This is a genomic window from Pseudomonas sp. HY7a-MNA-CIBAN-0227 (assembly GCF_040310325.1).
Taxonomy (GTDB): Bacteria; Pseudomonadota; Gammaproteobacteria; order Pseudomonadales; family Pseudomonadaceae; genus Aquipseudomonas.
Window position 1 is genome coordinate 70,284 of record NZ_JBEOPT010000002.1, and the last position, 13,473, is coordinate 83,756.

Consider the following 13,473-nt stretch of genomic DNA (forward strand, 5'->3'; position numbering starts at 1 on the left):
CGTTACACCTTCAGCGTGCGCGTCATCCGCAACGCCAACACACTACCTGCCACGATCACCGCCGCCAGCAGATACAGCGCCATATCGGTAGACCCGGTGGCGTCCTTCACAAACCCGACCAAATACGGACTGAGGAAACCCGCCATCTGCCCCATGGAGTTGATCAACGCCAAACCACCGGCTGCGGCGCCGGCACTGAGCATGGCCGTCGGCACCGGCCAGAACATTGGCAAGCCGGTGAGGGCGCCCATGGTGGCGATGGTCAGGCCGAGGATGGCAATGGCCGGAGTCGTAGCGAAGTTCACCGCGATTATCAGGCCGATGGCACCCATCAGCATCGGTACTACAAGATGCCAGCGCCGCTCTTTGCGCAGGTCAGCGGAACGGCCCACCAGCAACATGAAGACGGCGGCCAGCAGGTAAGGGATTGCACTGAGCCAGCCAATCACCAGATTATCCGAGAACCCCATGTTCTTGATGATCGACGGCAGCCAGAAGTTGATGGCGTATACGCCGCTCTGAATGCAGAAGTAAATCAGGCCAAACGCCCAGATCGCTGGGTTCTTGAATACTTCCAGCAGGGAGTCACTGGTGGTTTTCGGTTTGTTGGCCAAGTCCGTCGCCTGGTCGGCTTCCAGCACTGAGCGCTCATGCGGGGTGAGCCACTTGGCGTTGGCAAAGCTGTCGCTGAGCAGGAAGTACGCCAGGGCGCCAAGGATGATCGTTGGAATGCCTTGCAGCAGGAACATCCACTGCCAGCCCGCAAGCCCGCCTTGGCCAACGGCGAAGTGGTTGAGGATCCAGCCGGAAAACGGGCCGCCCAGCAGGCCGGAGACCGGGATCGCCGACATGAACAGCGCCATGATCCGCCCACGGCGGAAGGTCGGGAACCACTGCGAGAGGTACAGCACCACGCCAGGGAAGAACCCGGCTTCGGCGGCACCGGTAAACAGGCGCAGGGTATAGAAGTGAGTGGGTGTCGTGACGAACAGCAGGCACGTCGACAGGGTGCCCCAGACGATCATCATCAGCGCAATCCAGCGCCGTGGACCAAACTTGGTCAACGCCAGGTTGCTCGGCACGCCGCACAGCACGTAACCGATAAAGAAGATCCCGGCGCCGAGGCCGTATACCGTCTCACTGAACTTCAAGGCGTCGAGCATCTGCAGCTTGGCAAAGCCGACGTTGACGCGGTCCAGATAATTGAATAGGTAGCAGATGAAAATGAAGGGAATCAAGCGCAGGGTGATGCGCTTGTAGACGGCGTTTTTGTCGTCATCGTTGGCCAGGGTAGCGGTGGCGCTCTGTGACATAGCGTTCTCTCTTTATTATGATTTTTTGCAATGCGGGGGTAACGTTGATCGCCCCCAGAGTGTCGGCCACCCCATCGTGGGTGTCTTTGTGCCCGCGCACAGCAATTAATCGTTTGCGCTGTGCCTTTGAACAACCGCTCAAAGAAACCGCTTTCCAAGGAATTTAGCCCCATGTTCGAACTGGATCATGACCTGGCGCAAGATATTGTCGATCGGACGATGGCCATTTTGCCCTATAACGTCAACGTCATGGACAGCCAGGGCCTGATCCTCGGCAGCGGTGAACCGGAGCGCATCAACACCCGCCATGAAGGCGCACAACTGGTGCTGGCCAACGGTCGGGTGGTGGAGATCGACGGGCAGACCGCCAAGCACCTCAAGGGCGTGCAGCCGGGGATCAACCTGCCGCTGCTGCATGATCAGCGCTTGATCGGCGTGCTGGGCATTACCGGCGAACCGGAGCTGTTGCGCACCTACGCCGAACTGGTGCGCATGACCGCTGAAATGCTGGTCAGCCAGCGCCACCAGCAGGCCGAGCAACAATGGCGGCGCCAGCGTTGTGATGATTTGCTCGCCCTGTTGCTGGCCGAGCGCGGCGACTCGCCGCGTCTGGTGGACGAAGCGCAGCAACTGGGTCTCAAGCCGCAACTGGCCCGCACGCCGTATTTGTTTGAGCTGGGCCCTGGGCAGACGGCCGACGCCTTGAGCGCCTGGCTGGCGTCGCGCTACCCGGACAGCTGGTGCGTCAGCTCAGCGCAGTTCTCTTTACTGTGGTGCCGGCCGGCGTCAGTGCTGGTGGACAACCCGCGCCTGCTGGAAAAACTTGAAGGCCTGGGCTGGAACATCCTGCGGGTTGCTGTGGGCGGACAGGCCGATGGGCTGTCTGGATTGCGCCGCTGTTATAGACGGGTGGGCGATCTACTCGCCTACGGGCGTGATGTGCTGCCTCAGTCGAGGCTGCTGACCCTCACGCGCTACCGCTTGCCAGTAATGCTCTGGCGCCATCGCAACGATGATGCCCTCGACGAGCTGCTCAACCCCCTGCGCAAGGTACTGGCCAAGGACAACAACGGCCAATTGCTGGCGACGCTGCGTAGTTGGTGCGAACACGATGGCCAGAGCCAGGCCTGCGCCGATGCCCTGGGCATTCACCGCAACAGCCTGCGCTACCGCATGGAGCGCATCGCCGAGCTGAGTGGTGTCGATCCGTTGACCCTGGATGGAATGCTGGCGTTGTACCTGGGCGTACAGTTGCTCCCCCAGCCTGTGTAGGAGCGGTTTTGTAGAAATGAACAACAAACCTCACCGGAACTTGTGCAAAGGACCGGCGTTATTGCCTGTGTCAACTGGCAGCATGGGCGTCATAAACACCGGAGAAAGCCCATGAAGATCATCATCGCCCCCGACTCGTTCAAGGACAGCCTGAGTGCCGAAGGCGTTGCCGAGGCCATTGCCCAAGGTCTGGCACAGGTCTGGCCTGACGCGCAGTTGATCAAATGCCCGATGGCGGATGGCGGTGAAGGCACAGTGGAGTCGGTGCTCGCGGCCTGCGAGGGTGAGTTGCGTAGCAATCGGGTGCAAGGTCCGTTGGGTGGCACTGTAGAGGCACGTTGGGGCTGGTTGGCCGCAAGCCACACCGCAATTATCGAAATGGCCGAAGCCAGCGGCTTGCAACTGGTGGCGCCGGGCAAGCGCGATGCCTGTTCCAGTAGCACCTTTGGCACCGGCGAATTGATCCGTGCCGCTCTGGATGCCGGAGCCCAACGCATCATCCTGGCGATTGGCGGCAGCGCCACCAATGATGGTGGCGCTGGGGCGATGCAGGCGCTCGGTGTGCAACTGCGTGATGCCAGCGGCGAGCTTCTGGCCCGTGGCGGCCTGGCGCTGGCGAAGTTGGCGTATATCGACCTGGAGCAACTGGACCCGCGCCTGGCCCAGGTACGCTTTGAAATCGCCGCTGACGTCAACAATCCCCTGTGCGGTCCTCACGGCGCTTCGGCAATTTTTGGCCCGCAAAAAGGCGCCAACCCCCAGCAAGTCGAACAGTTGGACAAAGCCCTCGGCCACTTTGCCGATCACTGCGCCCAGGTCCTGCCCAAGGATGTACGCGACGAACCCGGCAGCGGCGCAGCAGGCGGCCTGGGCTTCGCCGCCAAGGCCTTCCTCGGCGCGCAGTTTCGTGCAGGCGTTGAAGTGGTCGCCGAACTGGTAGGCCTGGAAGCCGCCGTGCGCGGCGCCGACATGGTGATCACCGGAGAAGGCCGTTTCGACGCACAGACCCTGCGCGGTAAAACGCCGTTTGGTGTGGCCCGCATCGCCAAGCAGCACAACGTCCCGGTGATCGTCATCGCAGGTACCCTGGGCGATGGCTACGAGCAGATGTACGCCCACGGTGTGGATGCGGCGTTTGCCTTGCCGTCTGCGCCGATGACCCTGGAACAAGCCTGCAGCGACGCGCCGCGACTGTTGCGTGAGCGCGCGGCGGATATTGCGCGGGTGTGGCGCCTGGCGGCCCAGCGTTCCAACTGACGGCAGCGTTGGGCTCGCCTTCCTGTGAGCATGCCCTCTACACTGGTCGGCCATTTGTTTTTCAAAGGATGAAACACAATGCACGCCCCCGAACCCCAGATCGTCATTCGGCGCTTTACCGAAGCCCATCTTGAAGGCGTCGCCGCGCTCTACAACGACCCGGCCGTATGCCGTCAGGTGCTGCAAATGCCTTTCCAGTCCGTCGAGGCCTGGCGCAAACGCCTGGTGATGGATAACGAGCGGCGGCTACAGTTGGTGGCGCTGCATGCCGGTGAGGTGATCGGCCAACTCGGGATGGAACAGTACTTGCGCGTTCGCCAAAGCCATGTTGGCTCACTCGGCATGGGCGTTGCGGTGGCCTGGCAAGGCAAGGGCGTAGGCTCCAAACTACTGGGCGCAGCGCTGGAGGTGGCCGACAACTGGATGAACCTGCACCGGGTGGAACTAACGGTGTACGCCGACAACGAAGCCGCCCACCGCCTGTATCTCAAGTTCGGCTTCGAGACCGAAGGCCGGTTGCGCGATTACGCCCTGCGTGACGGCGTTTTTGTCGATGCCCTGACCATGGCGCGGCTGCGCAAGTCAGCCTAGTCCTCCAAGGCAAACGCCACCGCAGCCTGCGCATGCAGCTCGGTGGTGTCCAGCAGCGGCAGGTCGCAATGCTCGGGCTTGATCAGCAGGCCGATTTCCGTGCAACCGAGGATGATGGCCTGGGCGCCGCGAGCTGCCAGGGATTTGATCACCTGTTGATAGACCTGGCGTGACGCCTCGCTGATCACCCCGACACACAACTCCTCATAGATGATCCGGTGCACTGCCTGGCGTTCTTGCGCGTCTGGCACTAGCACGGTCAAGCCTTGGGCCGCCAGGCGTGCCTTGAGAAAGTCCTGTTCCATGGTAAACGCGGTGCCCAGCAGGCCGACGGTCAGGGTGTTTTCTTGCACCGCCGCGGCACCAGCGGCGTCGGCAATATGCAGAAACGGTATCGACACCGCCGCCTCAATTCGTGGCGCCACCCGATGCATGGTGTTGGTACACAGCACGATGCACTCGGCGCCACCGGCCTGCAGACGGCGGGCCGCATCTTCCAGGATCAGTGCCGCGTCATCCCAGCGCCCGGCGTGCTGGGCCTGTTCCACAGGGCCGAAGTCGACGCTGTACATCAACAGTTGCGCCGAGCGCAGCGGGCCGAGTTGATCGCGCACGCGCTGGTTGATGATCCGGTAATACTCGGCGCTGGACTCCCAGCTCATGCCGCCGATTAGGCCAATGGTACGCATGCAAAGCTCCTGAAACAGGTGGGCGAGTTACCCACCTTACCCAATGGCCACGCTTTAGTCATACGCCCGCTGCCGGCATCTGCCATGATTCAGGCTCGCAACATGGGTCACCCAAGGAACACCGCAATGGACGATGTACAGCAACTGGGCGAGATGCTTCGTCATTACGCCGATAGCGAAGCGCACAAGCAGCAGCAATTTGAGGTGCAATCGGCCCATTGGACGCAAAAGATCGGCGAGTTGTTCGACCAGATCCAGCAGTGGCTGGAGCCAGTGAAAACCGTCGGTTTGCTGGAAGTGCAGCGTGAAGCGTATGTGGCGTTCAGCCCGGCTGTTCTCGCTGAAGTATCGACCTTCAAGACCGAGAAGCTGACCATCCACATCGCCGGCAAACCGGTGGAGTTCGTGCCGGATGTGATGGGCGCCGGCGGCCTGATTTCCCTATCAGTGATGGGCTTGACCGCCGCCCGCTACGGCAGTATTTCCCTGGTGCTGCTGCCGGGTAAAAACGACTGGCTGTGGAAGAAAACCAACGGCCTGAAAGACCCGGACACCTTCGCCTTCGATGCCAACTTCCTGGCCTTGCAGTTGCAGAGCCTGATCCCCCGCGAGCGCGGTTGATCGTGCAGGAGCGAGCAAGAACTAGGCGTCCCCTCGCTCCTACAAAAATCTAAAGCTCGACATTGCCCCAGCCTGGTTTCGCCTCTTGCGGCGCCACCGCCTTGACCTGCTACCGGTCGCCAGCTCCACGCGCCGTGCCACCTATGGGTCATTGGCAAACGGAATCAGGCTGGCCTCATCCAGCGCCTCCCGCGACTGGCCACGCAGGCAGTATTCAACGGCGCCGTAGAGGCACACCACCGCCAGCAGATTCAGCGCTATGTCCCACATGCCCAATGCCTCCTTCAGGCGATCTGCGCATTAAGTTGCGCGACCTTCAAGTCCGCCACCCGCACCACAAATCCCGGATGGCTGGCCTGCAAGGCTTCGACAAACGAATAGGTGAGGGTGCCGTCGTCGTTGATCGCCCGCCACATCAGGCCCTGAGTAATGCCGTTGACCCACATCGAGGCGATGTACAACACCGTGCCGATGGTCGCTAGCCAGAAGTGCAGGTTGATCAACGGGATGCTGTGCATCTGCGCGCGGCCGTAAATTTTCGGGATCATGTGGGACAGCGAGCCGAAGGTGATCATCGCGACCCAACTTGGCGCCAGCAGGATCAGCGACATCGCCATGCCCAACGACTGCACCCAGTCCGGCAGCGCCGTGTAGTGCAAGTGATGGGCCCCGGCCCAGATGTACAGGGTGATCAACGCCCAGAAATGCACGATGGACAGGCGATAGGAATACACCGGCCGACCGACCTGTTTCGGTACGAAGTAATACATCATCCCCAGAAAACCTGTGGTGAGGAAAAAGCCCACGGCGTTATGCCCATACCACCACTGCACCATGGCATCGGTGGCGCCGCAATACACCGGGTAGGACTTGAACCAGTCCACCGGAATCGACAGGTGGTTGACCACGTGCAACATGGCAATCACCACGATAAACGCGCCGAAGAACCAGTTGCCGACATAGATGTGTTTGGTCTTGCGCTGCACCACGGTGGTGAAAAATACAATGGCGTAAGCCACCCACACCACGGTCATCCACACCGCGCCGGAGAACTCGATCTCCGCGTATTCCTTGGTGGTGGTGTAGCCCAGGGGCAGGGTGATGAACATGATCACGATCACCGACTGCCAACCCCAGAAGGTAAAGGCTGCCAAGGTGTCGCAATACAGCCGTACCTGGCAGGTCCGCTGCACCGCGTAATAGCTGGCGGCGAATTGCGCGCTGCCGGCAAAGCCGAAAATCACCAGGCTGGTGTGCAAGGGCCGCAAGCGGCCAAAGGTGGTCCAGGGCAAGTCCAGGTTCATCTCTGGCCACACCAGTTGCGAGGCGATCCACACCCCCATGGCCATGCCGATGACACCCCATACCACGGTTGCGATAACGAATTGGCGGACGACTTTGTCGCGCCAAACCGATCCCGGCCAGGCAGTTCGCCCAGGCCCAGCGCGCAGCTGACCAGGTGATGTCGGGCTCGGTACCAGATCCAACTGGCGGGGCCACGCACTACTACGCGACCACCATGCCAAAGCCGCCGACCTGGGCGAAAGGTGCCAAGCAGACGCTGAAACTCGGGCACCACGTATTTTTCAAGGATGTGCCATGAGTTCCGCGGCGTGGCGGCTTGCAGGTATTGGCCTGGCGGTGCTCCTGTTGTTGGCCGTTGGTGCGGCCGGCGGTGCGCGGCTTGCCGCCGGTCACTACCGCCCACTGCTCGATACCGCGAACAGTGATCTGTCCACGGCCAAAAACGGCCGCGACAACTTGGAAGTGCTGGCCGGTGAGCAGGGCAAGAAACTGGGCGAGCTAGTGCAGGCGGGGGAGTTGCGGGAGCGAAGCGGCGGCGATCCAGTCCAAGCGGCAGAGTCGATCATTGATCAGGCGTTGGGGCTATGAGGTGGCTGGTGATGGGGGCGATGCTGGTGCTGGCTGAATGCGCGACCTGGGAGTCGGAGGTCCGCGCTGTGCGGGTCGAGGTGCCGGTGCTGGTGCTGTGCAAAACGCAGGAGGTGGCGGTGCCGCCCTGGGCCGCCGCTGGCTTGAAGATGTCCGACAGCCTAGAAGTGAAGGTCCGGGCTTTGCTGGCAGAGCGTCGGCAGCGGATCGGGTATGAGCGGCAGTTGGTCGCGCCGCAATGGTGCTTGCCGACGTGCTCAAGCGCGCTGATGAAAGAGCGGGAGAGATGGCGGTTGCGTATGACAGAGCCCGAATAGCCGGGCTGACTTGCGAGAGGAGTTATGAAAGCCTCAGGTTTAGAGGCTAATGAAAAAGCCCGCACATGGCGGGCCGAAGTCGAGCATCTAGGGGGAGTGGTAGCTCGATTGGTGGAGTGTAGACCAAGTAAAGTCTGGCGCCATTCGGCGAGTAGATCGATCCCCGCGGATGCTCAACGAATTGTCGCCATCACCGATAGCGGCAACCAAGTCAGGCGTATGTGAGGGCTATTGCCATTAAATAATAATTTTAGGAATGGTCTCATATATCTGCCCATCTTTGAGTGATAAAAAGTCCACAACAGGGCGGTTTTTGGATTTTTGATCATGGACTTACGGTGGCTTGCATTAACAGCTGTGTTAGCAATTTTCTGGGCCATATTCTTAGACTTACTCGTCAAGAAGCTATGGTCGGCAGGTTGATCGCTCTGCGACCTGAAGGCGTACGTCAGGAGTATTGCGCGCTGACCGACTGTCGAAATCCCCTACAGAGAAATTGACCGCAAGCGCCCTACAAAGTTAACTGTATGTTCGTACAGTTCTTGTGAAGGGCCGCGTCATGAGCTTTACCATTTTAGGTCCTATATCCGAGGGCGGCACGAAGCTGCCTTTCTGCTCTTTTCGGGTGCCTGCGGGCTTTCCATCGCCGGCTCTTGTTTTATAATGGGGAACATATGTCGACTATGAAAGCTCAAGGCTTGAGTGGTGGTTGTATGCAGCGCTCATATGTTTAGATGTGTAAATTTAAGTCAATAAATGTCTAGTCAACATATTTCGGTAGGTTTGCTCTGATCAGAAACTTGTCTATTGTTCAAACCTAAAACCGGCTTGCAGGACGCGACTTGGCTGATGATTTTCTAACGGTTGAGCTTGGTACAAAACTAGAGATTGGAAATTGCATGCTAATTGACCACCACATTTGCATTCGATTTGACCACCTTCAGCTGATTAGTTTTGATCTATAAGAAAACGTCATGGCAACACAATCCGCCCAGTTGTCGCCTAAGCTCTGCTACCAATACATACGCATTGAAGGGATTGCGCATAGGGGCTCATCATCAAATGGCCTGCTAGCCTTTACGCCTCTATAACGATGGCACATTACGGAAATTGGCAATGGCGATAGACCAAACGAAGAGGTTGATCAGCACTCGCAGCGAGGAAAACGCCAACCAGTTGCTGAGGGCAGGATGGACGCTGTTGTTGGTGGCTGATCGTAAAGAAGGAAAGCACCAGTGGCTGGTCTATCAGCTAGCGTGGCAGCGCGAAAGTGACCCCGTTGAGATCACCTTCACTGGTGTAGAGCCGGGGCCAGACCCGTTTTAAACTCACGGAGCGTCGTTGCTATCTGCGGCATTAATCTCTCGATTTATCGTTTAAAAAAATTATTTGCACGGCAGTTGACCACTACACCCCCCACTGCACCGGTATCTGCTCAGACGTTTCCGTCGTCCAGCACTTCAAGTGCTCAAGTCGAATGCAGCCTTGTTGATGCTGATAGTGCCTGCCGCTTGGCTGACTGTCACCTTGGTGATGGGGGGCAGGCGCTATTGGTGCTGGCGCGATAGGGGCGTGCAGATCATGAGGTGCTAGTCCTGTATGAGGACTGGAAACTGCAATGCCAGGCCGCCGGCATCATCCGGAAGCGGTTCAAGGAAGTGCGTGATGCTTTGGTCAATCGAGGATCGGCCAAGAGTATCCGATCGAAGTGCGGCCACACAGTGCTGGTGGCAGCTGTCAGTGCCAAACGAATGCTGATGCGCTACAACAATACATAGAACTCTGGGGTCCTCACAGGAAGCGAGCGAATGTGAATGAAATACAAACTCTGCGTCGTCAGGTTGGTTCGGTTCGCATCCGCTTCGCTCATCATAGTAGCCCCGGTGCAGTCGCAGAGGATCTCGAACCCAGGTCCTACGCCAATACGCCGGTCGGTATCAATTTCCTGCTCATGGGCTACAGCGATCTCAACGGCAGCGTGACGGCCCACCCCTCAATCCCGCTCCAAGATGCCAAGCTCAATATAAAGACTGTCGTGCTTGCTTTTGCCAAATCTCTGGACGTCTGGGGCCGCTCCGGGAAGTTCGATATCGTGGTGCCTGAGGCAAGATTGACGGGCTCTGCTCGCCGGTGAACCCAAGGATCGTAATGTTACAGGGTTGATCGATCCAAGATTCCGCTTCTCGGTCAACTTATATGGCGCCCCGGCGATGTCCCTGACGGAGTTCCCCAGCTATCAACAGGATGTGATAATCGGCGCCAGCCTGGCGATCACGGCGCCGCTCGGCCAATACGACGCTAGCAGGCTGGTAAATCTCGGCAACAATCGCTGGTCATTCAAGCCTGAACTTGGGTGTTTGCGCCGATGCCGAATTGACCCACGTGCCGAGATTTTACTGAGCCCCTCTGAATTCTTGCGAACCAATGCCAGTGCTGCATTTCGTTAGATTGGACTTGGGTCAGTCTTTAGTCGGCGCGTGGATCAATTCGGCATCGGCGCCAACACCATCTTGCTCTGGAACAGCGCCATGGGCATGGCGCGCAGTCTTTGGCAGAGACGCAGACGAACCTGGCCGTAAGCGAACGGGAGCGTGCCCTGCTGACGGAACATTTAACCCGAGCTAAAACCCAACTGACCGAGTTGACCACAGACAAGCAGCTCCTCCTGCAAGATAACGCGGTGCTCTCCAGTCAACTTTCGGAGTCAAAGGCCAAGTGAGAGATATGCCTAGATAAGGGGGGTCATTCGATTCGTCAATAACCTACTGTTATTTATTAATTTCTTATTTTTTACGGTCAAAAATAATTGGTGATGAGCTCCTCAGGAAGCCCGCCGTTGAACTCTTTCAAGATCGCTATTTGTCAACAGCCCTCGTCGGCTATGCATTAAACCGGACTCGGTATCGACGCCAATGTGCGCTTTCATCCCGAAGAAATACATATTCTCCTTCTTCATCTGATGCCTTTCCGGATCGCGCTTGCCGTCCTTGTTCTTGGTCGAGCTCGGGCTCGGGCATGACTGATCGTCGCATCGACCACGGTGCCTTGGCGCCGTATCAAGCCACGATCGTCCAGATAACCGTTGATGATCTGCAAAATCCTGCCCGCCAGTTCATGTTTTTCTAGCAGGCGGCGGAAGTTCAGGATCGTGGTTTCATCGGGAATTCGATCCAGATGTAGGCCGGAAAACTGGCGCAGGATCGTGGTCTCATACAGTGCCTCTTCCATCGCCGGATCGCTGGAGCCGAACCAGTTCGGCATCAGATGAACCCGCAGCATCGCCATCAACGGATACGCTGGATGACCGACTTCGCCCTTCGGATAATGCGGTTCGATCAAGGCAATCAAGCCCTTCTAGGTCACGACCTGATCCATTTCAATCAGGAAGCGCTCGCGGCGGGTCTGCTTACGTTTGCCGGCGTACTAGGCATCAGCGAAGGACATCTGTTTCATGGGGTAAAACCGTCATGTTCGTTATTTCACCAGAGCTGGAAGTCTTTTTCAGAGTTCTCTTAAGTATGCCATTAACGGAGCAAAGACCTTGCCTGACAGACATGTAATGTTAACGGCAGCTTTCTGACAGGTATCATTAGCTACTATCTAGTCACCAGTGAATTAGAGCTCGTAGAATCATGAAAACATTGAATGCAGTCATCGCTATTTCGATATTGGTAGTTTCATCCTTTGCCATGGCTGAAGGCGGAGGAGATCGTGTTTATGGTCGGATGATGCAAGAAAATCAACAGGCGATGGAGCAATACGCTCTCAAAAATAGTAAAGCCATACCTGAGATTGTTCATTATGAATATGGTATGAACCTGGATGTTCAGAAGGTAGTTAGTGTCACCCAAGCCAACAAATCCTGTGACGTTGCGCCTTCGCGCATGACCTATGAGGACTCTGCTGGCAAACTCAATACCTTGGAGTACATAGTTATGGGTACCAAATGCCAGCACGGAGGCTAGTCCAAAGGAGCCATGTCTGCGTCATATTATTTGGTTTGATTGTTTAATCGCGCTTACGGCTAGCTGACATAAAAGTAATTTTCAGGCCGCACTTGAGTTATCTTTTGTATGGAGTCATGTCTGCCGGCGCGTAGAAGAAACTCTCACGTGCCGGAGGGTTTTTATAACGATAAAATATTTCATAAAGAAACTCTGCCAAGCTATAGCCTGGAGTGTTACATGAATAATAAAAACTTTTATGGTCTTCCCCTCATTGCCCTTGGCATGAGTATGGGGCAGTTTGCAGTGGCCGTTGAGCAAAAACCAGAGGGGTTCATTGAAGGGAGCAACTTTAACATTCTCAACCGCAATCTCTACTTCAATCGCGACTTTCGCAACGGTCAGTCCAGTCGAACTATCTTTGCATATTGTGTTGAAAGTAGAGCTTTTCGTCGCCATACCGAGATGCCACGATCTTGGAATTTAGAACCAGCTGGCCTAAAAGTTTAGCCTGCTCGACCGTCTCGCCTTTATCCAAGGCGTAAACGTCGTACAGCACCTCTCCGACAGGGAAGTCAGTCAGCTTTATCCGAAAGTCATCCTGCATTGTCACCCCGTTGAAGCGAGCAACAGCTGCCGGCCGTGGCTTAAAAATAAGTTGATAAGGCGCCCTTGGCGCAGCCACTTTAGAGCCATCGATGTTAATGCCGGCCAGGTGCTCAACGGTCAAGTGACCAGGATCTGAATCTCTAGCCCCAAAACGTATGGCTGCCCATTCAAAGAAACCGGCTAGTAAGCGCGTCGCAAAAGAGGTTGCGGGTGGAATGATGTTGCTGAAAGTCTTTTCGAAGAAGTTGTATCCCTCTTGGCCGTCGATGGAGTTCATAACCTGTAGATTGACCGACGGGTGATTATCGTCAATGAAAAACTTCAAAGCTAAGGCCGGCACAGAGTGCGTATCCGTCGGCTTAGTCGCCACCGAAAGACGGCCGATCACGCAGTCGGCGCCACTTTGGAAGATGCCGGTATAGCGACTCGCCACTCCACGGTTTGCCACAAACCGGAAGCGCGCCTCTGCACCAAATGCATGCACCAATTTGCGCCGCCCTTGCTCCAGCTCATCGCCTTGCGCAGTCAGCGACTTAACCGTAAAACTCGGCATTGCCAAGGTTAAGGTATCGCCGATGCCTGGCGCAGTCAGCGCTGGGAGTTCAGAGCCGTAGAGGGAAGGCACAATCTTGTTTTTCCAGATGAAGTCCTCCTTTTGACACGCCGATTGAGGTCGCGCTACGGCATCCCCAGTGATTGATAATGGCTGAACGCTGGGGGGTTGGCAGCCCGTCGTCGTGAATGCAAAAAAGGCGGATAAGAGCGTACTTGCTTTGATCAACGGCATCGTCTGACTCCGAGTATTCCCTACCGATGTATGCACAATAACCACGATCTCCGTATAGCGCGGCAGATTGGGGTCTTCGGTTCTGCTTCATCGAGCAGCGCCGGTACCTCGGCCCCTCGATATAGCCGTATACGGTGCCATCGCGCCGCCAGCCACCTGACGCTTGATCTCGAGAAAGTC

At 57.2% G+C, this 13,473-nt stretch carries 15 protein-coding genes and 5 pseudogenes; 13 read left to right on the forward strand and 7 right to left on the reverse strand.

The features are described 5' to 3' along the window. Positions 1 to 2 precede the first annotated feature (2 nt). Positions 3 to 1,313 carry an MFS transporter gene (locus AAEZ06_RS03465; protein WP_149414644.1) on the reverse strand — a complete coding sequence of 437 codons (1,311 nt, stop codon included), beginning with the start codon at positions 1,311 to 1,313 and terminating at the stop codon, positions 3 to 5. Between the two features lie 171 nt (positions 1,314 to 1,484). On the opposite strand from AAEZ06_RS03465, the gene AAEZ06_RS03470 reads away from it, so the two are divergent. The 3 genes from AAEZ06_RS03470 (at position 1,485) to AAEZ06_RS03480 (ending at position 4,433) form a co-directional block, all read left to right on the forward strand. Then, complete coding sequence (locus AAEZ06_RS03470) at positions 1,485 to 2,585, forward strand: sugar diacid recognition domain-containing protein (RefSeq protein WP_149414643.1); 1,101 nt, start codon at positions 1,485 to 1,487, stop codon at positions 2,583 to 2,585. Between the two features lie 111 nt (positions 2,586 to 2,696). Continuing rightward, positions 2,697 to 3,842, forward strand: coding sequence for a glycerate kinase (locus AAEZ06_RS03475; RefSeq protein WP_350612837.1), 1,146 nt, complete (start codon positions 2,697 to 2,699; stop codon positions 3,840 to 3,842). 78 nt (positions 3,843 to 3,920) lie between these two features. Then, on the forward strand, positions 3,921 to 4,433 hold the full coding sequence (locus AAEZ06_RS03480) for a GNAT family N-acetyltransferase (RefSeq protein ID WP_350612839.1): 513 nt from the start codon (positions 3,921 to 3,923) through the stop codon (positions 4,431 to 4,433). Here the strand turns inward: AAEZ06_RS03480 and AAEZ06_RS03485 are convergent. Further along, on the reverse strand, positions 4,430 to 5,122 hold the full coding sequence (locus AAEZ06_RS03485; protein ID WP_149414640.1) for an aspartate/glutamate racemase family protein: 693 nt from the start codon (positions 5,120 to 5,122) through the stop codon (positions 4,430 to 4,432). The two genes, AAEZ06_RS03480 and AAEZ06_RS03485, sit on opposite strands and share 4 nt — an antisense overlap. A gap of 126 nt (positions 5,123 to 5,248) precedes the next feature. On the opposite strand from AAEZ06_RS03485, the gene AAEZ06_RS03490 reads away from it, so the two are divergent. Continuing rightward, on the forward strand, positions 5,249 to 5,743 hold the full coding sequence (locus AAEZ06_RS03490) for a hypothetical protein (protein ID WP_149414639.1): 495 nt from the start codon (positions 5,249 to 5,251) through the stop codon (positions 5,741 to 5,743). A gap of 49 nt (positions 5,744 to 5,792) precedes the next feature. Here AAEZ06_RS03490 and AAEZ06_RS03495 read toward each other — a convergent pair. Both AAEZ06_RS03495 and AAEZ06_RS03500 read right to left on the reverse strand, forming a co-directional pair. Further along, positions 5,793 to 6,013: pseudogene (locus AAEZ06_RS03495) on the reverse strand (cbb3-type cytochrome c oxidase subunit 3). A 14-nt stretch (positions 6,014 to 6,027) separates the two neighbouring features. Continuing rightward, a complete protein-coding gene (locus AAEZ06_RS03500; RefSeq protein WP_350613418.1) occupies positions 6,028 to 7,194 on the reverse strand; it encodes a cbb3-type cytochrome c oxidase subunit I in 1,167 nt (388 codons plus the stop codon). On the opposite strand from AAEZ06_RS03500, the pseudogene AAEZ06_RS03505 reads away from it, so the two are divergent. From AAEZ06_RS03505 to AAEZ06_RS03540, 8 genes and pseudogenes are all read left to right on the forward strand, one after another. Further along, a pseudogene (locus tag AAEZ06_RS03505) lies at positions 7,140 to 7,346 on the forward strand (cell wall hydrolase); the annotation flags it as partial. The gene AAEZ06_RS03500 and the pseudogene AAEZ06_RS03505 overlap by 55 nt on opposite strands. Then, positions 7,343 to 7,636 carry a hypothetical protein gene (locus tag AAEZ06_RS03510; protein WP_149414638.1) on the forward strand — a complete coding sequence of 98 codons (294 nt, stop codon included), beginning with the start codon at positions 7,343 to 7,345 and terminating at the stop codon, positions 7,634 to 7,636. The pseudogene AAEZ06_RS03505 and the gene AAEZ06_RS03510, both read left to right, overlap by 4 nt. Then, the gene (locus tag AAEZ06_RS03515; RefSeq protein WP_256666355.1) at positions 7,633 to 7,953 is read left to right on the forward strand and encodes a hypothetical protein; all 321 of its coding nucleotides are present in this window, start codon (positions 7,633 to 7,635) and stop codon (positions 7,951 to 7,953) included. The genes AAEZ06_RS03510 and AAEZ06_RS03515 overlap by 4 nt, the downstream gene beginning before the upstream one ends. Continuing rightward, positions 7,920 to 8,003, forward strand: a pseudogene (locus AAEZ06_RS03520) (DUF2514 family protein); the annotation flags it as partial. The gene AAEZ06_RS03515 and the pseudogene AAEZ06_RS03520, both read left to right, overlap by 34 nt. A 509-nt stretch (positions 8,004 to 8,512) precedes the next feature. Beyond that, positions 8,513 to 8,605 (forward strand): annotated as a pseudogene (locus AAEZ06_RS03525) (peptidase S24); the annotation flags it as partial. Positions 8,606 to 9,069: 464 nt separating this feature from the next. Then, on the forward strand, positions 9,070 to 9,279 hold the full coding sequence (locus AAEZ06_RS03530) for a hypothetical protein (protein ID WP_069553013.1): 210 nt from the start codon (positions 9,070 to 9,072) through the stop codon (positions 9,277 to 9,279). A gap of 484 nt (positions 9,280 to 9,763) precedes the next feature. Further along, positions 9,764 to 10,087, forward strand: a complete 324-nt coding sequence (locus AAEZ06_RS03535; RefSeq protein ID WP_226926062.1) for a hypothetical protein — start codon at positions 9,764 to 9,766, stop codon at positions 10,085 to 10,087. A 25-nt stretch (positions 10,088 to 10,112) separates the two neighbouring features. After that, positions 10,113 to 10,400, forward strand: a complete 288-nt coding sequence (locus AAEZ06_RS03540; RefSeq protein ID WP_226926060.1) for a transporter — start codon at positions 10,113 to 10,115, stop codon at positions 10,398 to 10,400. Between the two features lie 35 nt (positions 10,401 to 10,435). Here the strand turns inward: AAEZ06_RS03540 and AAEZ06_RS03545 are convergent, their stop codons facing one another. Further along, a complete protein-coding gene (locus tag AAEZ06_RS03545; RefSeq protein WP_256666354.1) occupies positions 10,436 to 10,564 on the reverse strand; it encodes a hypothetical protein in 129 nt (42 codons plus the stop codon). 222 nt (positions 10,565 to 10,786) lie between these two features. Next, positions 10,787 to 11,337: pseudogene (locus AAEZ06_RS03550) on the reverse strand (IS5 family transposase); the annotation flags it as partial. Between the two features lie 248 nt (positions 11,338 to 11,585). On the opposite strand from AAEZ06_RS03550, the gene AAEZ06_RS03555 reads away from it, so the two are divergent. Further along, on the forward strand, positions 11,586 to 11,918 hold the full coding sequence (locus tag AAEZ06_RS03555) for a DUF2790 domain-containing protein (protein WP_092230483.1): 333 nt from the start codon (positions 11,586 to 11,588) through the stop codon (positions 11,916 to 11,918). A 394-nt stretch (positions 11,919 to 12,312) separates the two neighbouring features. On the opposite strand, the gene AAEZ06_RS03560 is transcribed toward AAEZ06_RS03555, so the two are convergent. Further along, entirely contained in the window at positions 12,313 to 13,293 is a 981-nt protein-coding gene (locus AAEZ06_RS03560) for a hypothetical protein (protein WP_146427313.1), read from the reverse strand. Between the last annotated feature and the right edge of the window lie 180 nt (positions 13,294 to 13,473).